The organism is Streptomyces sp. NPDC102360, from assembly GCF_044766085.1.
Lineage (GTDB): Bacteria > Actinomycetota > Actinomycetes > Streptomycetales > Streptomycetaceae > Streptomyces.
On sequence record NZ_JBIWLG010000002.1, the window covers coordinates 913,275 to 930,868 of the forward strand.

Genomic DNA, 17,594 nt, shown 5'->3' on the forward strand with positions numbered 1-17,594 from the left:
GACGCATGGATCTTCGCGTATTCACCGAACCGCAGCAGGGCGCGACCTACGAGACGCTGCTCCGCGTCGCCAAGGCCGCCGAGGACTTGAACTATGGAGCCTTCTTCCGGTCGGACCACTACCTCCACATGGGCCCCGTCGACGGCCTGCCGGGGCCCACGGACGCCTGGACGACGCTCGCCGGGCTCGCCCGCGAAACCCGGCGGATCCGGCTCGGCACGCTGATGACAGCCGGCACCTTCCGGCTGCCCGGCGTGCTCGCCATCCAGGTCGCGCAGGTCGACCAGATGTCCGGCGGCCGCGTCGAACTGGGGCTCGGCTCCGGCTGGTACGAGGAGGAGCACTCCGCGTACGGCATCCCGTTCCCGAAGGAGAAGTTCGGGCGCCTCGAGGAGCAGCTCGCCATCGTGACGGGCCTGTGGGAGACCCCGGTCGGGCAGCGCTTCAACTACGACGGAACGTTCTACCAGTTGAAGGACTCCCCGGCCCTGCCCAAGCCCACCCAGCCGCGCGTCCCGATCCTCATCGGCGGCCACGGCGCCAAGAAGACCCCGGCGCTCGCCGCGAAGTTCGCCACCGAGTTCAACATCCCCTTCGCCTCGATCGCCGACACGGAGCAGCAGTTCAAGCGCGTGAAGGCCGCGGCCGGCGAGCACGGGCGCGCCCAGGACGCGCTCACCTACTCCAACGCCCTCCTCGCCTGCGTCGGCCGCACCGACGCCGAGGTCAAGCGCCGCGCCGACGCCATCGGCCGCGACGTCGACGAGCTCAAGGCCAACGGTCTCGCCGGCTCCCCCGCCGAGGTCGTCGAACGCCTCGCCGCATATCAAGCCGTGGGCTCCCAACGGATGTACCTCCAGATGCTCGACCTCGACGACCTGGACCAACTTGAACTGATCGCCTCGGAGGTGGCGCCGCAGCTGAGCTGAGGCGTACCGCAGCGGCGAGCGCGCCCGCCGCCACGGTCGGGTGAAATTGCGTCAACCCGGTACGTGGTGGCGGGGGCGCGCAGTGACCCGGCCCCGGACCTGATCGTTGACTCGGGCGGAGCCGGACCGCCCGGCACCCCGCGCCGGCGGTCGCTGCCGGGCGTCACGATTGCGTCAACTGCCTTCCCCTGCGGGAGGGCAGGGCCGAGGAGGCCGCCATGTCCCAGGAAGCCGCGCCCGACGAGGCCGTGCCCGATGAAGCCGTGCACGACACGTCCGTGCCGGAGCAGGAGGGCGCACCCAAGGGTGTGCTGCAGCAGATGGAAGAGCTGATGGCCGCGCTCAACGCCGACCTGACGCAGCTCGACGCCGACCTCCAACAGCCGCCCAGAACTTCGCCACCGGCCGCCGAGGACAGCTGAACGACGCGCCCCCTCCGCGCCGGACGCCCGCCGGGCCCCGCGCCCCGACGCCGCGCCCCGGCCCCGCGCCCGCCGGACTCAGGTCTCCGGACTCAGGCCGCCGAACTCAGGCCTCCAGGCTCAGGCCGCCGAGTCCGTGTCCGGCTCCGGCGCGGGCTCCCGGTCGGCGAGGGGAAGCGCGCGGCAGCCCTCCGGGAGCCGCCGCAGTATTTCGAGGATTCTGTCCCGCGATTCGTCCGCCGCGTCGATCGCCTCCATGCACTGCCAATAGGCTCCTTCCTCGAACGACGCGCTCGCCACCCCGACGAGCGCGATGCCCACGTCACCGAGCAGGGCGCCGAGATCCATCAACGCCCGGTGCACATCGCCCAGTTCGGTCAGCTGCGCCGCCCGTATCCCGCCGACCCCCACGATCGGTGTCGCCGCGCCCCCGCTGCCGCGCGCCCCCGCCTCGCTCAGCCCCACCGCTTCGCCTCGTAACTCCGGCGGCCCCTGCATCGCGAGGCGACTCCCTATCGCTTGCGCCAAGGCCTGTGCCTGCCACGCCTCCCTCATGATGTCCCGCGGGTCCTGGCTCTCCGCCAGGGCCCGTCGGCCGACCCCGATGAGCCGCACCGCATCCATCGCGTCCCCGTCCGTCTCCCGCCGAACTCCTTCGTCCACTACTCAGAGTGAAGGCAGGAGCGACAAAAAGCTAGGGGAAGCCCGAAATCTGTGGACACAACGTTCGATGTGGATAAGTCAACGACTCCGGAGAGTGACATCCCGTCGCCCGGCGGGCAGTTGACGGAGGAAGGACGTCCGGTCCAGGCCGGTGTCGGCCTAACCGGCCCCCTCGCCCCGCGCCGGGAACCGCCGCTCGTTGCGGTCGATCTTCGCCGAGAGCGCCGCCAGTGCGTCGATGCCCAGCACCTCGCACAGTTGCAGCAAATACGCGAGGACGTCGGCGACCTCGTCCTCGACGCGGTGGGCCGAGTCCGGGGCCTCCATCACGCGGGCCGACTGCTCGGGGGTCAACCACTGGAAGATCTCGACCAGTTCGGATGCCTCGACGCTCAGCGCGGCCGCCAGGTTCTTCGGCGTGTGGAAGGGCTGCCAGTCCCGGGCGACCGCGAACCGGGCGAGACGCGCCTGCAAGGTCGCCACGTCGAGCGGAGAGCGTTCGTCGGCGCCGCGGGTTTCTTCACGGTCGTCGGCACGGCGAGTTTCTTCACGTTCCTCGTTCATCGCCCCAGGTCTACCATCGCCGCCCCTTCCGCCCGCGCGCCCCGCTCCGCCTCCGAGCCCTCGCCCACCGCGGCGACGAGCCGGATGTGGCCGCGGGCGCACATCCGGGCGGCCAGCGCGGTGAGTTCGGCGCACTGGGCGCGGTCGAGGCCCCGGTCGAAGCCGTCCGCGAGGACGGTCAGGCTCTGGTACGCCTCCGGGACCTCGGCCGCCGCGTCGACGGCGAGCACGCGGGGCCCGGTGAGCAGGACGAGCGCGAGGGCCAGGTACCTCAACTCACCGTCCGCGAGCCGCTCGACGGGGCTGGTCGCCCCGCCCCCACGGTCCACGACGGCGCACACGGTCCCGTCGGCCGCGGTCTCGGCGCGTACGTCGGCCACCGGTCCCACGAGCCCCGCGCGGGCCGCGGCGACGAGCAGCGCGTGCCTCGTGCCGCATTCGGCGCCGGTTCGGCGCAGCACGGCGGCGAGGTTGTCGCAGCCGCCGTGCAGCCGGTCGGCCGCCGCGGGGGCCGGGGTGCGCATCCGCGTGGGATCGGGGTCGCAGGCGAAGGTGGAGCGCAGGCCGACGACGAGTTGTTCGGCCGCGGCGAGCACCTGGCGCTGCCCTTCGGTGCGGCCCGCGACGCGCAGCGGGAGCATTGCCGTGCCGAGCAGGTCGTCGGGGAGCGGCCCGCGCGTCACGGGCACGGAGCCCGCGGTGTGCCAGGCGGCCTGGACGTCGCGGCGGCCCGGGTCGCGCAGGGCGGTCTGCAGGTACGTGATGCCGGGCCCCGTCAACCGTTCGCCGACGATCCGGAGTTCGGGTTCGGCCTGGACGGCCAGGTCGAGCCGTACGGGCCCCACCGGGCCTTCGACGGTGCAGCCGATGTGGAACCCGCGGCGGCGCTCGGCGTCGGGCCGCGCGCGCTCGGGAACGTAGGCGCGGGGGTCGGGGAAGACGTCCGCCAGGTGTGCCCCGCCGCCGAGTCCGGCGAGCGCCGCGAAGGCGCGCAGCACGCTGGTCTTGCCGCTGCCGCTGGGGCCCGCCACGGCGGTGAACGGTCCGAGCGGGACGATGGTGCCGCGGTGCCGGGCGAAGGCGGCGAGCCTGAGCCGGGTGACGCGCGGACGGTCGGGGGACGCGCCGGGCAGCGGGAGCGGGCCTCGGCGGAGCACGGTCATGGGATGAACGTAGGTGGCCCGCGTGCGCAGAACCGTTTGCGTACGAAGCGCTTCCTACGAAAGAGCGACTATGCCCGTCGGGCTTGCCCGAGCGTCCACCGGGCCTTACTCAGGAGACCGCGCCCTGCACCAATCCCTGGACCTCGGTGCCGGGAGGGGCCAGCAGGAAGACGTTGCGGTCGACGCGGTGCATGCCGCAGCCGAGGCCGAAGACGGCGCCGCTGCTGAAGTCCAAGACCCGCTTGGCCACTTCGGTCTCGGCGCCGGTCAGGTCGAGCAGCACCGGGATGCCGGACATGACGGTCTCGGCGACCTCGCGCGCGTCGCCGAACACGTTGATGCGCAGGACGACGAAGCGTCGGCGCGGTTCGGTCTCGGCCTCCGGCATCGCCCGGTGGTCGACGGCTGACGGCCACTCGTTGCGGCTGCGCAGCGGCACGACCTGGGCGAGCCCTTCCCACTGTTCGTCGGTGACGTCGTGGCTGTTCACTCAGGTTGTCCTTGTGGTGTCGGCGCTCGCACTGTTGTCTGCACCGCCCAATTCTTACGCGATGTAACCCGTTCGGCCCAACACCGACACGGTCCGGAGTCCGTGCGCCCGGTCACACCTGGTCGCCGGAGCGCGCCAGCCAACGCCCCGCGTGCCGCGTGACCTCGATGGGGCGGCCGAAGCAGGACGTCATCAGGTCCTTGGTGAGTACGTCGTCCACGGCGCCGCGCGCGAGGACCCGGCCCTCGCGCAGCAGAAGCGCGTGGCTGATGGCCGGGGAGAGTTCTTCCAGGTGGTGGGTGACGGTCACGGTCGCCAACTCGGGCCGTCCGGCCGCGAGCTGACGCATCGTGTCGATGAGGTCCTCGCGCGAGGGCAGGTCGAGCGCGTTGAACGGCTCGTCGAGCAGGAGCAGCGCCGGGTCCGCCATGAGGGCCCGCGCGATGAGCAGGCGGGCGCGCTGGCCTCCGGAGCAGACGCCGTAGGGGCGGTCGGCGAGCTCCTTGATCTGGAGTTCGGCGAGCAGCGCGTGGGCCCGCTCGCGCACCTCGTCGTCGTACGTCTTCCAGAGCGGCTGGACGGTGCCGCTGTGGCCGGTGAGGACGACGGTGTGCCCCGGCAGGTCCTGGGGGACGCGCTGTGAGGTGGAGACGTGACCGATGATGGCGCGCAGCTCACGGACGTCGACGCGGCCGAGGCGGTGACCCAGGACATCGACGGTGCCGGTGGTGGGGAAGTTCGTGGCGCCGACGATCCGCAGGATGCTGGTCTTGCCCGCGCCGTTCGGCCCGAGCAGCGCCCAGTGCTCGCCGGACCGTACGGTCCAGTCGATGTCGTCGAGGATGACCTGGCCGGTGGTGTAGCGGCGCATGCCCACGCCGTCGAGAGCGGCCACGGTCCGGCCCTCGCTCCGGTTCCCGTCCGTCCCGTTCATGGCGCCTCCAGCCTCGTCGTATGACAGACGGAGAGTAGCTGTAAACGGCATTTATCCGGGCGGGCGTCCGAGTCGTGGACCGGCCTGGGGTCCACCGACCGGTGGACCCCACGTTCCACCGGTCGCCGCTGTCCGCGCCCGTACCCCCGCGACCAGCATGGACCCCATGACCAACTACCCCGTAAGCATGGCTCGTTGGAGCGCCGGGCACCCCTGGAGGGCGATCGCCGGCTGGTTCTTGTTCGTGGTCCTGTGCCTCGGTGCCGGGATCGCCGTGGGCGGCAACGCCGCCACGTCCGCCGACTTCGGTGTCGGTGAGGCGGGGCGCGGTGAGGCGATCGCCCGGGAGGGCGGGCTCGCTCAGCGGCCCGTGGAGCGGGTGCTGATCGAGTCCCGTCAGGCCGAGCCGCTGGAGCGGGCGGCGGGTGCCGCTGTCGCCGGTGACGTCTCCGAACGGATGCGCGCGCTGCCCGAGGTGCGGTCCGTGGCGGAGCCCGTGTGGTCGAAGGACGGCCGTGCGGTCCGCGTCGACGTCACCATGAAGGGCGCCGAGCTCGACGGGAAGAAGCACGTCGATCCGCTGCGGGCGCAGACCGCCGCCGCGCAGAAGGCACACCCGGAGCTGCGCGTCGAGGAGACGGGCGGGCCCTCCATCAGCCAGGGCGTCGACAAGCTGCGCGGCAGCGACCTCTCCCGTACGGAGATGATCGCGCTGCCCATCACGCTGCTCACGCTGCTGCTCGTGTTCCGCTCCGTGGCGATGGCGACCGTGCCGCTGCTGCTCGCGCTGTCCGCGATCGTCGCGTCCATCGGCCTGTCGATGCTCGCCTCGCACGTCTTCCCCGACGCGGGGGTCGGCACGAACATCATTCTGCTGATCGGGCTCGCCGTCGGCGTCGACTACACACTGTTCTACCTGAAGCGGGAGAGGGAGGAACGGGCGCGTTCGGGCGGGGAGTTGAGCTCGCGGGCCCTGGTGGAGATCGCCGCCGCCACCTCCGGTCGCGCGGTCGTGCTCTCCGGGCTCGCGGTCGCCGTGTCCAGCGCGACGCTCTACCTAGCCGACGACGTGATCTTCTCGTCGATCGCGACGGCCGCGATCCTGGTGACGCTGGTCGCCGTGGTCAGCTCGCTGACGGTGCTGCCCGCGCTGCTCGTGAAGATCGGCGCGCGGGCCGAGCGCCGCGCCGCCCGCAAGCCTCGAAAGGCGAGGCAGCAGAAGCCCGTTCGGCACAACGCCCTGCTGCGCCTCACCGCCCGCCGGCCCGGCGCCGTGCTGATCGTCGCGACCCTCGCGATGGTGGCCCTGGCGGCTCCCCTGCTCGGCCTGAAGCTTACCGACATGGGCCGCGAGACGCACTCGCGGCAGACCCAGTCGATGCCCACCTTCGACCGGTTGAACGCCGCGTTCCCCGAGGTCAAGGCCTCACATCAGGTTCTCGTACGGGCCGACGCCGAGCGTGCCGACGAGGTGGCCCGGACGCTGCGCTCGCTCGCCTCGGACGTCAAGGACGACCCCGGCCTCAACGGCACGTACACCCTGCGCGGCTCCGCCGACCACCGCGTCACCTCGCTCGAACTGCCCGTCCCGCACTACGTCAGCACCAAGCCGGCGCAGGAGTCGTTGCAGCGGTTGCGCAGCGAGTATCTCCCTTCCGCTGTACGCGAGTTGGGCGGTGGCGTCGATGCCGCGGTCACCGGTGACGTGGCCCGTTACGCCGACTATCCCGCACACCAGAAGGAGAAGCTGCCGCTGATCATCGGGGCGTTGCTGCTCGTGACGTTCGCGATGACCGTGTGGGCGTTCCGGTCCGTGGTGCTCGGTCTCGTCGGTGTCGTCCTGAACCTGCTGTCGGCGGCCGCCTCGCTCGGCGTGCTCACCCTGACGTTCCAGAACAGGTGGGCCGAGGCGCTGCTGGACTTCCAGTCGACGGGCACGATCGGTTCGCGGGTGCCGCTGTTCCTCTTCGTGATCCTCTTCGGGCTCTCGATGGACTACCAGGTGTTCGTGATCAGCCGGATCAAGGAGGCCGTCCAGCGCGGGGTGCCGACGCGGCAGGCGGTGCTCGACGGGGTCGGCAGCTCGGCCGGGGTGGTGACCAGCGCGGCGTTCGTGATGGTGACCGTGTTCGCGAGCTTCGTGTCGCTGCACTTCATCGAGATGAAGCAGATCGGGTTCAGCCTGGCCGTGGCGGTGCTTCTGGACGCCTTCGTGATCCGGGTCCTGATCCTGCCCGCCCTCATGTTGCTGCTGGGTGAGCGGAGTTGGTGGCCCTCGCGCGGGCCGCTTCGAGCCGGGAGGTCCACGACCGAACGCCCGCTCGCGAACGTAGGCTGATCGCCGTGGACAGCAGCCGAGCGCCTCTCCTCACCCCCAGCCCCACGACCGTCGTACCCGCACTCCACCGGTGGAACGCCGTGGTGTGGGTGCTGTGCGGTCTGGTGCCGCCCGCCCTCGCGGTGGCGGACACCCCGGCGGGGACGAAGTACCCGACGTTCGTGCTGCTGTCCGCCATGACCTGCGCGTACGCAGCCGTGGCGATGTTCCCCGGCCGTGAGCTGCTGCGGCCGACCACCTACCTCTCGCTGCTCGCCGTTGGGGTCGGCGCGGTGTCGTACACGATGGGCAGCGGCGCCGCCCTGTTCATCGTGTCGCTGCCGCACTTCTGGATCTACGCGTCCGGGCCGGGCGCCGCCCTCGCCCTCAGCGGTGCTGCGGCCGCGCTCACGGCCGCCGGCACCATCGCCGGACGTGACCCGGGCACCCAACTTCTCGGCGGCAACGTCCTGTTCACCCTCGCCGGGTACGCCGCCGGGTCCACGGTGGGCCTCCTCGCGCACCGGCTCAGCGAGCAGGGCGAGGCCCGCACCCAGGAACTGAGCGACGAACTCGCGGACGCCCAGCAGGCGTTGGACGAGGCGCACCGCAAGCAGGGCGCGGCGGACGAGCGGGAGCGGATGGCCCGCGAGATCCACGACACGCTCGCCCAGGGTTTCGCCTCGATCATCGTCCTCGCGGAAGCGGCCCGTGCGGGTCTTCCCGCCGAACCGGCGCGCTCCGCACAGCAGTTGGCGTCGATCGAGCAGACGGCGCGGGAGAACCTGGCGGAGGCGCGCGCCCTCGTCGGCGCCACGCCTCCGCCGGGCGGCGGCGCGCAGGGACCCGTGGCAGGAACGCTGCGCCGCACCCTCGACCGGTTCGCCGAGGACACCGGGATCACGGTGGAGGCCGAGCTGGCCGAGGTGGACTGCGACCAGCAGACCCGGATCGCGCTCCTGCGCTGCACGCAGGAGTCACTCGCCAACGTCCGGAAGCACGCCGCCGCTACGACCGTCGTCGTCGTACTGGAGCAGGGCGTGGGCGCCATCGATCTGGAGGTCACCGACGACGGGCGCGGTTTCGACGTGTCCTCGGCGCGCGGCTTCGGCCTCGACGGCATGCGCAAGCGGCTCGCCGAACTCGGCGGCGAGCTGACCGTCACCAGCTCACCGGGGGACGGCACCCGCGTTCTGGCCCAACTGCCCGGCACCCGTACCGAAGAGGAGCGAGCATGAGCGGCATGAGTGGCACGAGCGACGCGGCGAAGCTGCGGGTCGTCGTGGTCGACGACCACACCGTGATGCGGGCCGGCGTCGTCGCCCTGCTCGCGCCGGAGGCCGGCATCGAGGTCGTCGGCGAGGCGGACGACGGGCGGTCCGGCGTGGCGCTCGTCGAGGAGCTGCGCCCCGACGTGGCGCTGCTCGACCTGCGGATGCCGGGGCTCGACGGGGTGGCGGCGACCGAGCGGATCGTCGCGGGGCCGAGCCGCACCCGCGTGCTGATCCTGACGACGTACGACACGGACACCGAGATCGAACGCGCGGTGGAGGCGGGCGCGATCGGCTACCTGCTCAAGGACACCACGCGCGAACAGCTCGTCGACGCGATCCGTTCGGCGGCGCGCGGCGAGACGGTGCTGGCCCCGCGCGTGGCACAGAAACTGGTGGCGAAGCTGCGCCGGCCGACGCAGACGGCGCTGACCGCGCGCGAGGTGGACGTCCTGACGGCGGTCGCGGACGGCCTGTCCAACCCGGACATCGCGAAGCGCCTCATCATCGGTGAGGCGACCGTGAAGACACACTTGCTGCGCATCTTCGCGAAGCTGGACGTCGGCGACCGGACGCGGGCCGTGGTCGTGGCGATGGAGCGCGGGGTGCTGTAGAGCCGGTCGTGGCACCGACCGTGGCGCCGGTCGTGGCGCCGGTCGCGGCCCGGAAAATCGGAGCCGTGCACGACCGTTGACACTCCCACTGACCAAGTGATCTATTCACTTTATGAGTTACGCCGACCAACCCTCGCTGTCCGAGCGCCTCGCGGACGACATAGTCGAGATCATCCGCACCGAACGACTCACCCCCGGAGACGCACTGGCCTCCTCGCGTGAGCTGGCCAAGCGGTTCGAGGTGACGACGCCGACCGTGCGGGAGGCCCTGCGACGCCTGGAGGCCATGCAGGTCGTGGAGTTCCGGCACGGTTCGGGCACGTACGTCGGGCCCGGCGTGGAGCGGCGGCTGCTCGCCAATCCGCACCGGCCGCGCACCTCGCGGCGGTCCGTGCTCGAACTCGTCGAGGCCCGCCTCGTCGTGGAACCGGCGGTGGCGGCCGAGGCGGCGCGCATCCGACTCCCGCAAGGAGTCGAGCAGTTGGAGCACGCGGCGGCCAACGCCCTCTTCCCACCCGAGGAGTCACTGCGCCGCTCCGTGCACTTCCACGTGGCACTCGCGACAGCCAGCGGGAACGCACTGCTGAAGGAGACCGTCGAGGCACTGCTCCAGGTCCGCGCCCGCGACCAGGTCGAGATCCGGCACCGGTACAACGACCGGGAGCGCGACCACGCCGAGCACCTCCAGATCGTCGAGGCGGTACGCGAAGGTGACGCGCCGGCCGCCGAGCGACTCACCCGCGAGCACCTGACCGCGATCCGGGACACCGTGCTCGGCGCCGATTTCCCCGATGGAGGTGAGCTCGCATGAGCTCCGAACAGACGCTCCGCCTGGCCGAGTTGACAACCGAGGAGGCCACCGAGGCCGTCACCCGCGCGCCCGTCGTCATCATCCCCGCCGGCGCCTACGAGCAGCACGGCCCCGGCATGCCCCTCGCGACGGACACCATCCGCGCCGAGCGGATCGCCGACCTCGTCGGGGCCCGGCTCGCCGGACGCGTGGTGATCGGCCCGCCGCTCCCGGTCGGCGTCTCCCCGCACCACATGGCGTTCGCCGGGACGTTGACGCTGACGACGACCACGTTCGCCGCCGTCGTGCGCGAGTACGTGGAGAGCCTGCGGCGGCACGGCTGGCGGCGGTTCCTGGTGCTCACCGGACACGGCGGCAACAACGCGACGCTCACCACGGTGGCGCAGGACCTCCTCGTGTCCCACCCCGACGTGCGGTTCGCCTGGACGCCGGTCACCTCACTCGCGTCCGGCGTGATCGCCGAGATGGGAGTGAGCGAGGTCAGCGGGCACAGCGGGGAGGCGGAGACCGCCCAAATGCTGCACCTGGCACCGGACTTGGTGCACCGAGACCGCCTGAAGCCGGGGTCGGTCGCCGTCGACGGACTCAAGCCCGAGGCGCGCCTCGCCCGCTCCTTCTCGCAGCCGACGCTGACCCTGCCGTACGACGAGCTGAGCGCCAACGGGGTGCTCGGCGACCCGACGTCGGTCACGGCCGAGGACGGGCGGGCCATCGTGGCCGCCGCCGTCGACCGTGTGTCCGCCTTCGTCGAGGAATGGCTCGACGTGTAACCCCCTGCCCCGTCCCTCTGAGCAACCCTCATTTAGGAGCCGCAATGAAGGGTCTACTTCGGCGTGCCTGCGTACTGGCCGCCGCGCTCGTCGCCGTACCGTTCGCCCCGGCCCAGGCCTCCCCGGACGCCCACCCCACCGGCTGCGGCGCCCCCGCCCCGCAGCAACCCGGCACCAGCGTCCCACACACCATGACCAGCGGCGGCCGTGAGCGCACGTACCAGCTGCACCTCCCCAACGGGTATACCCCGGACCGCAGTTGGCCGCTGATCGTCGCCTACCACGGGCGCGGGAACACGGGTGCCGGAACCGAGGCGTTCTCCCGCCTCTCGACGCTGCCCGCGATCGTCGCGTACCCGAACGGCGTCGTCGGCACCGGCGACGGGGAGCGGCAGGCCTGGCAGGGCGCCCCGTACGCGGCGGCCGGCGTGGACGACGTCGCGTTCACCGGGGACCTCCTCGACTCCCTCGAAGGCTCGCTGTGCGTGAACGAGCGGCGCGTGTACGCGACCGGCAAGTCGAACGGCGCCGGGTTCACCGGCCTGCTCGCCTGCCGGATGTCCGACCGTTTCGCGGCCGTCGCACCGGCCGCCGGGGCCTTCTACCCCGGCACGCGCGAGGGCGGCTGCGATCCGAAGCGCCCGATGCCCGTCCTCGACTTCCACGGCACCGGCGACACCACCATCCCGTACACGGGTGACACCGACCGGGGGCTGCCCGCGATCCAGGACTGGGTGCGCGAGTGGGCCGACCGGGACGGCTGCCGCACCCGGACGCCCGACGAGGTGACCGGGCCCGACATCACGACGTCGCGGTGGACCGGCTGCGCGGACGGCGCGGAGGTGGCGCACGTCGCGGTCACCGACGGCGGACACACATGGCCGGGGGCCGACGGATACAGCGGCGGCGGCTGCACCACTCAGACGATCCAGGCCCACAAGGTGATGTGGGCGTTCTTCCGCGACCACCAACTCCCGTCCCCGACACGCTAGTTCGGAGCCCTCATCATGACCGTACAGAGAACCGTACAGAGAGAGGCACCCCCGTCGGGCGAGGCCGGGGCCGAGGCGGCACGGCTGCCCCTCGTCATCCGCGCCCTCGGCGTCGTCGAGCGGGCGGGGAACGCGCTGCCGCACCCGTTCTGGCTGTTCTGGATCCTGTCGGCGGTGCTCGCCGTCGTCAGCGCCGTGCTCGCCGGGTTCGACGTGTCCGTGGTGTCGCCCGCCGACCACAAGACGGTCGTCGTGCAGAACCTGCTCAGCGGCGACGGGCTCGCCATGGCGGTGTCGACGATGGTGTCGAACTTCGCCGAGTTCCCGCCGATGGCGACGATCGTGGTCGTCATCATGGGCGTCGCCGTCGCCGAGCGCAGCGGGTTCCTGTCCGCCGCGATGAAGGTCGGGGTCGCGCGGGTGCCCGCGTCGTGGGTGGTGTTCGCCGTCGCTTTCGCCGGAACGGTGGCGCATGTCGCGTCGGCCGCCGCGTACATCATCCTGGTCCCGCTCGGCGGGCTCGCCTTCCGCGCCGTGGGCCGCTCCCCGATCCTCGGCATCGTCGTGGCGTACACGTCGATCGCGTCCGGCTACGACGCGAGCCCGATCCCGACGCCGAACGACGCGATCTTCGCGGGGATCACCACGGCGGCCGCGAAGATCGCGGGCGGCGACGACGCGTATGTGTCGCCCCTGTCCAACTGGTTCTTCAACATCGCCTCCTCCCTCCTGCTCGCCACCGTCATCACACTGGTCACGCGCTGGGTGCTCGCCAAGCGGCCGGACCTCGACCCGGATCCCGACGCCGACGTCGAGGATCTGGGCACGCTGGACCTCAGCGAGCGTGAACGGTCCGCGCTGCGGCGTGCGCTGCTCGCGCTCGGCGGCGGCCTGCTGCTGGTCGTGGCGGCGCTCGTCCCCACGTCCTCTCCGCTGCGCGGGGACGGCGGCAGCATCGTCGAGTCCCCGTTCATCGACGGCATCGCGGCGGTCGTGGCCATCCTGTTCGCGCTCACCGGCATCGTGTACGGGGCGCGCTCGGGGTCGATCGCGAAGCCCGGCGACGTACCGAAGCTGATGGCGGCGGGCGTGAAGCAGATGGCGCCGGTCCTTGTGCTGTTCTTCGCGATCGCCCAGTTCCTCGCCTACTTCGACTGGACGCACATCGGCGACGTCCTGGCGGTGCGGGCGGCGGAACTTTTGGAGCACAGCGGGATGCCGATCGTCGTGGTGTTCCTGCTGATCCTGCTCCTGCTGACCGTCGTGAACGTCATGGTGACCAGCGGCTCCGCGATGTGGGCGCTGGCCGCGCCCGTCCTCGTACCGATGCTGATGCTGGCGCACGTGCCGGCCGAGACGACCCAGGCCCTGTTCCGCATCGCCGACTCCGGGTCGACCGCGATCACCCCGATGAGCCCGTACTTCGTGATGGCCCTCGGCTTCCTCCAGCGCTACCGCAAGGACGCGGGCATCGGCACCCTCGCCGCGTACACGCTGCCGCTGGCGATCGCGATGACGGCGACATGGACGCTGCTCTTCCTCGCGTGGTGGGCGCTGGGGATTCCGCTGGGGCCGGGGGCGCCGGTGCGCTGAACGGCCGTACCTGCGACGGCGTTTACAAAACGTTCAGTAAACATTCCTGTCCACGGCTCTCGGGATGCGGCGCAATCCATTGACGCCTGCCGGAATTGCCGCCACCGTCTTGGCGACAAGCATTCCACTCATTCCCGAGAGCTGGGACACCCATGAAAAGAATCAAACACGGAGTCGCCTTCCTGGCGGCGTCCGCGGCCATCGCGGCGGGCCTCTTCTCCTGGCCCTCGACCGAATCCGCGCAGGCGTTCCCGCCGAGCTCCAAGCAGACCGTGCTGAATTACTTACGGTCCGTTTCCGGGAATCACATCATTTCCGGCCAGCACAACAAGGAGCCCGCCACCGCACCCGGCCAGTACACGCAACAGGTCAAGGACGTCACCGGCCAGTACCCGGGCCTGTGGGGCGGTGACCTGATGTTCAACGCCACCGATGTGGCGAACCGGCAGCGGGTGGTCGACCAGGCGAAGACGGAGTGGAAGAACGGGTCGCTGGTCAGCCTGACCTGGCATGTCTGCCCGCCGACCGGGGGCAGCAGCTGCGCGTTCGAGGGTGGCGTGAAGTCGAACATCTCGGACGCGCAGTTCTCGCAGCTCGTCACCGACGGCAGCGCCCTGAACACGGCGTGGAAGAAGCGACTCGACGAAGTCGTGCCGTATCTCAAGCAGTTGAAGGACGCGGGAGTGCCCGCCCTCTTCCGTCCGCTCCACGAAATGAACGAGTCGTGGAACTGGTGGGGGAATCGCCCCGGCACGAACGGCAGCGCACGCCTCTACCAGATCACGCACGACTACCTCGCCAATACCAAGGGCCTGGACAATCTGATCTGGGTATGGAACGTGCAGGACAATCCGGCGGGCGGCTGGAGCCGTTACTACCCCGGCAGCCAATACGTCGATGTCGTGTCCCTCGACGCCTGGTACAAGAATTACCCGAGTTCCGCCGACTATCAGCAGATGCGGAGCATCGCAGGCACCAAGCCCATGGCCATCGCGGAAATGGGCAAGATGCCGGACGCCGCCCTGCTGTCGAGCCAGCCGCAATGGGCCTGGTTCATGCTGTGGTCGGAGCAACTGCGCGGGAACAACACCAACGCCGAGATCCAGTCGACGTACTTCCACCCCCGAGTCCTGAACCAGGGCGAACTCACGCTGTAGCCGTCGAACCCGTGCTCGTGCCCCGCGGCGGCGCGCTGCTGCCGCGGGGCACGAGCACGGGCGGCGCGACCGGCTCCGACGAAGGGTTGCGGCGGTGGACGACATCGAAGAGGCGGCGGGTGACATCGGCGCCGAAGGCGAAGACGTCGTGGCTCATGGCGGACAGGTCCGGGTGCGTGAGCCGGCACAGCTGGGAGTCGTCCCAGGCGATCAGGCTGACGTCCGCCGGGACGTTCAGGCCCAGTTCGGCGGCCGCCGCGAGACCCGCGACGGCCATGATGTCGTTGTCGTAGACGATCGCCGTGGGCGGCCGCGCGGAGCTGAGCAGCCCGCGGGTGGCGCGGGCCCCCTGCTCACCGGAGAAGTCGGTGGTGACGCTGCGGGCCGGTTCGAGGCCGAGGTCGGCCACCGCCTGGTTCAGCGCGGCGGTACGCAGGGTGGTGTGACCGAGCGCCGGGTGGCCGCCGACCCGGGCGATCCGCCGGTGCCCGAGCCGCGCGAGATGGCGCACCGCCTCGCGCACGGCGGTCTCGTCGTCCGTCCACACCGAGGTGTAGCCGCCGGTCAGGGACGGGTGGCCGACCGCGACGGCCGGGAGTCCGATCGCCGGGAGCGCCGTGATCCGCGGGTCGTCGTGCTGGAGGTCGACCAGGATGGACCCGGCGATGCGGCGGGAGCGCCACCAGTGCCGGTGCACGGCGATCTCCCGGTCGGTGTCGCGCACCAGGTGCAGGAGGAGCGAGCAGCCGTGCTCCTCCAGGACCGACTCGGCGCCGGAGATGAACTCCACGTAGAACGGCTCCAGTTGGAGCTGCCGCGCCGGTCGCGCGATGACGAGGCCCACGGTGTCCGCTGCGCCGGTCGCCGCACCGGACAGTTTGCTCGGCGCCCGGTGCGGCGACCAGCCCAGTTCGGCGACCGCAGCCATGATGCGTGTCCGCGTGGCGTCGGCGAGGCCGGGGCGGTTGTTGTACGCGAGGGAGACCGCGCCCCGCGACACCCCGGCGCGGGCCGCGACGTCGGTGATCGTGACGCGTCGTGCGGGCCGGCCGGTCATTTCGTGGCGCCGGCCGCGAAGCCGTTGTAGATGTAGCGCTGCAGGAAGAGGAAGACGAGCAGCGTCGGCAGGATCACGAGGATGGCGCCGGCGGAGATGTCCTCCCAGTGCGCGCCGAACGGCCCCTTGAAGCGGAACAGGGCCGTGGAGATCGTGCCGTGCTCCTCGGACGGCATGTAGAGGAACGGGATGTAGAAGTCGTTGTACGTCGTGATGCCCTTGACAATGACGACGGTGGCGATGGCCGGCTTGAGCAGCGGCAGGATGATCTTCCAGTAGACGGTGAAGGTGTTGGCGCCGTCGAGCCGGGCCGCCTCGTCCAGCGACGTGGGGATACCCCTGATGAACTGCAGGAAGATGTAGATCGAGACGATGTCCGTGCCCATGTAGAGCAGGATCGGCGCCCACCGCGAGTCGAACAGGCCGAAGCTGTTGACCACTTGGAAGGTGGCGACCTGAGTCGTCACCCCCGGAACGAGCGTGGCGAACAGGAAGAGCGCCATGACGGTCTTCTTCAGGCGGAACTCGAAGCGGTCGATCGCGTACGCCGTCATCGAGCCGATGAGGACGGTGCCGGTGATCGAGAACAGCAGGATGAACGCCGTGTTCCCGAACGCCGTGAGCATCTTGCCGTCGCGGAAGGCCGTGACGTAGTTGGAGAGGTTCAGCCAGTCGTCGGGCAGGCTGAACGCCCCGCCGCCCCGCGCGAGTTCGCCCGACGACTTCAGCGACGTGAGGAACACGACGACGAGCGGCACCAGGACCACGAGGGCGGCGACGACCAGCGAGAGATAGGTGAGAGCCGTGCCGACGCGCGGCGCTCTTCGGGCGGTGGCGGCCCGGTCCGGTACAGGAAGCGCGGTCATACCAGGTCCACCTTCTCGTCGGGGACCAGTCGGCGCTGGATCCACGTGATCAGCAGGATGATCAGGAGCAGCACCACGGCGCAGGCCGAGGCGAGCCCCGTCTTGTTGAACTGGAAGGCGAGTTTCACCGTCTGGATGACGAAGGTCGACGTTCCGGTCGCGCCGCCGGTCATGATGTACGGGATCTCGAACACGGCGAGCGAGCCGGAGACCGCGAGGATCACGCTGAGGCTCAGCACCGGCTTGATGCCCGGCGCGATGATGTGCCGGAACTGCTGCCAGCGACTGGCTCCGTCCAGCTGCGCGGCCTCGTACAACTCCCCCGGGATCGACTGGATCGCACCGAGGAACAGCACGAAGTTGAGGCCGGTGAACCGCCACACGGACACCCCGGCGAGCGAGGTGTTCGCCGACTCCGCATCGCCGAGCCACGCGTGGTCGCCGCCGGCCCCGAACCACGAGAGGACCGAGTCGAGGGTGCCGCCGTCCTGGAAGAAGTACAGGAAGACGAAGCCGATGGCGACGCCGTTGATCAGGTACGGGAAGAACAGGATGCCCTTGAAGAGATTGCGGAAGCGCAGGTCGAAACTGAGCACGGTCGCGAAGTAGAGCGCGATCACGATCTGCACGGCGGACGCGGCCAGATAGTAGAAACTGACGAAGAACACCCTGAACAGCTCGGGCCGCGTGAAGAGTTGGGCGTAGTTCTCGCCCCCGGTGAAGTTCCGCTCGGGACTGACCCCGTCCCAGTCGGTGAAGCTGTAATAGATCATGTTGCCGACCGGCACGTACGTGAAGGTGATCAGCAGCCCAAGCGGCACCAGAAGGAACAGCCAGGGGGTGATCCGCCTCAACGGGTGCTCCCGCCAGGAGCGGGTGACCATTTCAAGCCCCTGCGGCGATTGAGCAGCGGGGTCCGGGGCAGAGCCCCGCGACGTAGGACCGGTCGGCCTGGTGGCGCGCGGCACGTCGGAGACCATG

18 protein-coding genes are annotated in these 17,594 nt (G+C 70.7%); 10 read left to right on the top strand and 8 right to left on the bottom strand.

Annotation, left to right across the window (positions count from 1 at the left end; genetic code table 11):
• Nucleotides 1-5: 5 nt before the first annotated feature.
• Together ACIRHA_RS13480 and ACIRHA_RS13485 are read left to right on the top strand one after the other, a co-directional pair.
• Entirely contained in the window at nucleotides 6-929 is a 924-nt protein-coding gene (locus ACIRHA_RS13480) for an LLM class F420-dependent oxidoreductase (RefSeq protein ID WP_403844048.1), read from the top strand.
• Between the two features lie 218 nt (nucleotides 930-1,147).
• Nucleotides 1,148-1,351, top strand: a complete 204-nt coding sequence (locus ACIRHA_RS13485; protein ID WP_403844051.1) for a hypothetical protein — start codon at nucleotides 1,148-1,150, stop codon at nucleotides 1,349-1,351.
• Nucleotides 1,352-1,471: 120 nt separating this feature from the next.
• Here ACIRHA_RS13485 and ACIRHA_RS13490 read toward each other — a convergent pair whose 3' ends face one another.
• From ACIRHA_RS13490 to ACIRHA_RS13510, 5 genes are all read right to left on the bottom strand, one after another.
• A complete protein-coding gene (locus tag ACIRHA_RS13490) occupies nucleotides 1,472-1,975 on the bottom strand; it encodes a DUF6099 family protein (protein WP_403844489.1) in 504 nt (167 codons plus the stop codon).
• A 198-nt stretch (nucleotides 1,976-2,173) separates the two neighbouring features.
• On the bottom strand, nucleotides 2,174-2,578 hold the full coding sequence (locus ACIRHA_RS13495; protein WP_403844053.1) for a nucleotide pyrophosphohydrolase: 405 nt from the start codon (nucleotides 2,576-2,578) through the stop codon (nucleotides 2,174-2,176).
• Nucleotides 2,575-3,741, bottom strand: coding sequence for an ATP-binding protein (locus tag ACIRHA_RS13500; RefSeq protein ID WP_403844056.1), 1,167 nt, complete (start codon nucleotides 3,739-3,741; stop codon nucleotides 2,575-2,577). Before ACIRHA_RS13500 ends, ACIRHA_RS13495 begins: the two co-directional genes overlap by 4 nt.
• Before the next feature lie 109 nt (nucleotides 3,742-3,850).
• On the bottom strand, nucleotides 3,851-4,231 hold the full coding sequence (locus tag ACIRHA_RS13505; protein WP_403844058.1) for a cell division protein SepF: 381 nt from the start codon (nucleotides 4,229-4,231) through the stop codon (nucleotides 3,851-3,853).
• A 112-nt stretch (nucleotides 4,232-4,343) separates the two neighbouring features.
• Nucleotides 4,344-5,165 (bottom strand): ABC transporter ATP-binding protein, encoded by an 822-nt coding sequence (locus ACIRHA_RS13510; protein WP_403844061.1) that lies wholly within the window; start codon nucleotides 5,163-5,165, stop codon nucleotides 4,344-4,346.
• Nucleotides 5,166-5,331: 166 nt separating this feature from the next.
• On the opposite strand from ACIRHA_RS13510, the gene ACIRHA_RS13515 reads away from it, so the two are divergent.
• The 8 genes from ACIRHA_RS13515 to ACIRHA_RS13550 all read left to right on the top strand — a co-directional run bounded on the left by ACIRHA_RS13515 (nucleotide 5,332) and on the right by ACIRHA_RS13550 (nucleotide 14,690).
• On the top strand, nucleotides 5,332-7,503 hold the full coding sequence (locus ACIRHA_RS13515; RefSeq protein ID WP_403844064.1) for an MMPL family transporter: 2,172 nt from the start codon (nucleotides 5,332-5,334) through the stop codon (nucleotides 7,501-7,503).
• Nucleotides 7,504-7,508: 5 nt separating this feature from the next.
• On the top strand, nucleotides 7,509-8,720 hold the full coding sequence (locus tag ACIRHA_RS13520; protein ID WP_403844067.1) for a sensor histidine kinase: 1,212 nt from the start codon (nucleotides 7,509-7,511) through the stop codon (nucleotides 8,718-8,720).
• Nucleotides 8,717-9,367: a response regulator gene (locus tag ACIRHA_RS13525; protein ID WP_403844070.1), complete on the top strand. Its 651-nt coding sequence runs from the start codon at nucleotides 8,717-8,719 to the stop codon at nucleotides 9,365-9,367. Before ACIRHA_RS13520 ends, ACIRHA_RS13525 begins: the two co-directional genes overlap by 4 nt.
• Nucleotides 9,368-9,479: 112 nt before the next feature.
• Nucleotides 9,480-10,178, top strand: coding sequence for a FadR/GntR family transcriptional regulator (locus tag ACIRHA_RS13530; RefSeq protein ID WP_403844073.1), 699 nt, complete (start codon nucleotides 9,480-9,482; stop codon nucleotides 10,176-10,178).
• Complete coding sequence (locus ACIRHA_RS13535; protein WP_403844075.1) at nucleotides 10,175-10,948, top strand: creatininase family protein; 774 nt, start codon at nucleotides 10,175-10,177, stop codon at nucleotides 10,946-10,948. Before ACIRHA_RS13530 ends, ACIRHA_RS13535 begins: the two co-directional genes overlap by 4 nt.
• A 44-nt stretch (nucleotides 10,949-10,992) precedes the next feature.
• Complete coding sequence (locus ACIRHA_RS13540; protein ID WP_403844078.1) at nucleotides 10,993-11,940, top strand: alpha/beta hydrolase family esterase; 948 nt, start codon at nucleotides 10,993-10,995, stop codon at nucleotides 11,938-11,940.
• A 15-nt stretch (nucleotides 11,941-11,955) separates the two neighbouring features.
• The gene (locus ACIRHA_RS13545) at nucleotides 11,956-13,533 is read left to right on the top strand and encodes an AbgT family transporter (protein ID WP_403844081.1); all 1,578 of its coding nucleotides are present in this window, start codon (nucleotides 11,956-11,958) and stop codon (nucleotides 13,531-13,533) included.
• Nucleotides 13,534-13,685: 152 nt separating this feature from the next.
• A complete protein-coding gene (locus tag ACIRHA_RS13550) occupies nucleotides 13,686-14,690 on the top strand; it encodes a glycosyl hydrolase (protein ID WP_403844084.1) in 1,005 nt (334 codons plus the stop codon).
• Here ACIRHA_RS13550 and ACIRHA_RS13555 read toward each other — a convergent pair.
• From ACIRHA_RS13555 to ACIRHA_RS13565, 3 genes are read right to left on the bottom strand one after another with little or no spacing between them, the layout of a single operon-like run.
• Nucleotides 14,680-15,747, bottom strand: a complete 1,068-nt coding sequence (locus ACIRHA_RS13555) for a LacI family DNA-binding transcriptional regulator (protein ID WP_403844087.1) — start codon at nucleotides 15,745-15,747, stop codon at nucleotides 14,680-14,682. The genes ACIRHA_RS13550 and ACIRHA_RS13555 overlap by 11 nt on opposite strands.
• A complete protein-coding gene (locus ACIRHA_RS13560; RefSeq protein WP_403844090.1) occupies nucleotides 15,744-16,613 on the bottom strand; it encodes a carbohydrate ABC transporter permease in 870 nt (289 codons plus the stop codon). The genes ACIRHA_RS13555 and ACIRHA_RS13560 overlap by 4 nt, the downstream gene beginning before the upstream one ends.
• Nucleotides 16,610-17,593 carry a carbohydrate ABC transporter permease gene (locus tag ACIRHA_RS13565; RefSeq protein ID WP_403844093.1) on the bottom strand — a complete coding sequence of 328 codons (984 nt, stop codon included), beginning with the start codon at nucleotides 17,591-17,593 and terminating at the stop codon, nucleotides 16,610-16,612. The genes ACIRHA_RS13560 and ACIRHA_RS13565 overlap by 4 nt, the downstream gene beginning before the upstream one ends.
• Nucleotide 17,594: the final 1 nt, after the last annotated feature.

Bases quoted from the DNA above. Each gene is read 5' to 3' on its own strand.
- ACIRHA_RS13530 (WP_403844073.1), top strand. From the start codon at position 9,480: ATGAGTTACGCCGACCAACCCTCGCTGTCCGAGCGCCTCGCGGACGAC.
- ACIRHA_RS13480 (WP_403844048.1), top strand. From the start codon at position 6: ATGGATCTTCGCGTATTCACCGAACCGCAGCAGGGCGCGACCTACGAG.
- ACIRHA_RS13540 (WP_403844078.1), top strand. From the start codon at position 10,993: ATGAAGGGTCTACTTCGGCGTGCCTGCGTACTGGCCGCCGCGCTCGTC.
- ACIRHA_RS13560 (WP_403844090.1), bottom strand. From the start codon at position 16,613: ATGACCGCGCTTCCTGTACCGGACCGGGCCGCCACCGCCCGAAGAGCG.
- ACIRHA_RS13525 (WP_403844070.1), top strand. From the start codon at position 8,717: ATGAGCGGCATGAGTGGCACGAGCGACGCGGCGAAGCTGCGGGTCGTC.
- ACIRHA_RS13495 (WP_403844053.1), bottom strand. From the start codon at position 2,578: ATGAACGAGGAACGTGAAGAAACTCGCCGTGCCGACGACCGTGAAGAA.
- ACIRHA_RS13535 (WP_403844075.1), top strand. From the start codon at position 10,175: ATGAGCTCCGAACAGACGCTCCGCCTGGCCGAGTTGACAACCGAGGAG.
- ACIRHA_RS13500 (WP_403844056.1), bottom strand. From the start codon at position 3,741: ATGACCGTGCTCCGCCGAGGCCCGCTCCCGCTGCCCGGCGCGTCCCCC.
- ACIRHA_RS13545 (WP_403844081.1), top strand. From the start codon at position 11,956: ATGACCGTACAGAGAACCGTACAGAGAGAGGCACCCCCGTCGGGCGAG.
- ACIRHA_RS13485 (WP_403844051.1), top strand. From the start codon at position 1,148: ATGTCCCAGGAAGCCGCGCCCGACGAGGCCGTGCCCGATGAAGCCGTG.
- ACIRHA_RS13490 (WP_403844489.1), bottom strand. From the start codon at position 1,975: ATGGATGCGGTGCGGCTCATCGGGGTCGGCCGACGGGCCCTGGCGGAG.
- ACIRHA_RS13510 (WP_403844061.1), bottom strand. From the start codon at position 5,165: ATGAACGGGACGGACGGGAACCGGAGCGAGGGCCGGACCGTGGCCGCT.
- ACIRHA_RS13555 (WP_403844087.1), bottom strand. From the start codon at position 15,747: ATGACCGGCCGGCCCGCACGACGCGTCACGATCACCGACGTCGCGGCC.
- ACIRHA_RS13515 (WP_403844064.1), top strand. From the start codon at position 5,332: ATGACCAACTACCCCGTAAGCATGGCTCGTTGGAGCGCCGGGCACCCC.
- ACIRHA_RS13550 (WP_403844084.1), top strand. From the start codon at position 13,686: ATGAAAAGAATCAAACACGGAGTCGCCTTCCTGGCGGCGTCCGCGGCC.
- ACIRHA_RS13565 (WP_403844093.1), bottom strand. From the start codon at position 17,593: ATGGTCTCCGACGTGCCGCGCGCCACCAGGCCGACCGGTCCTACGTCG.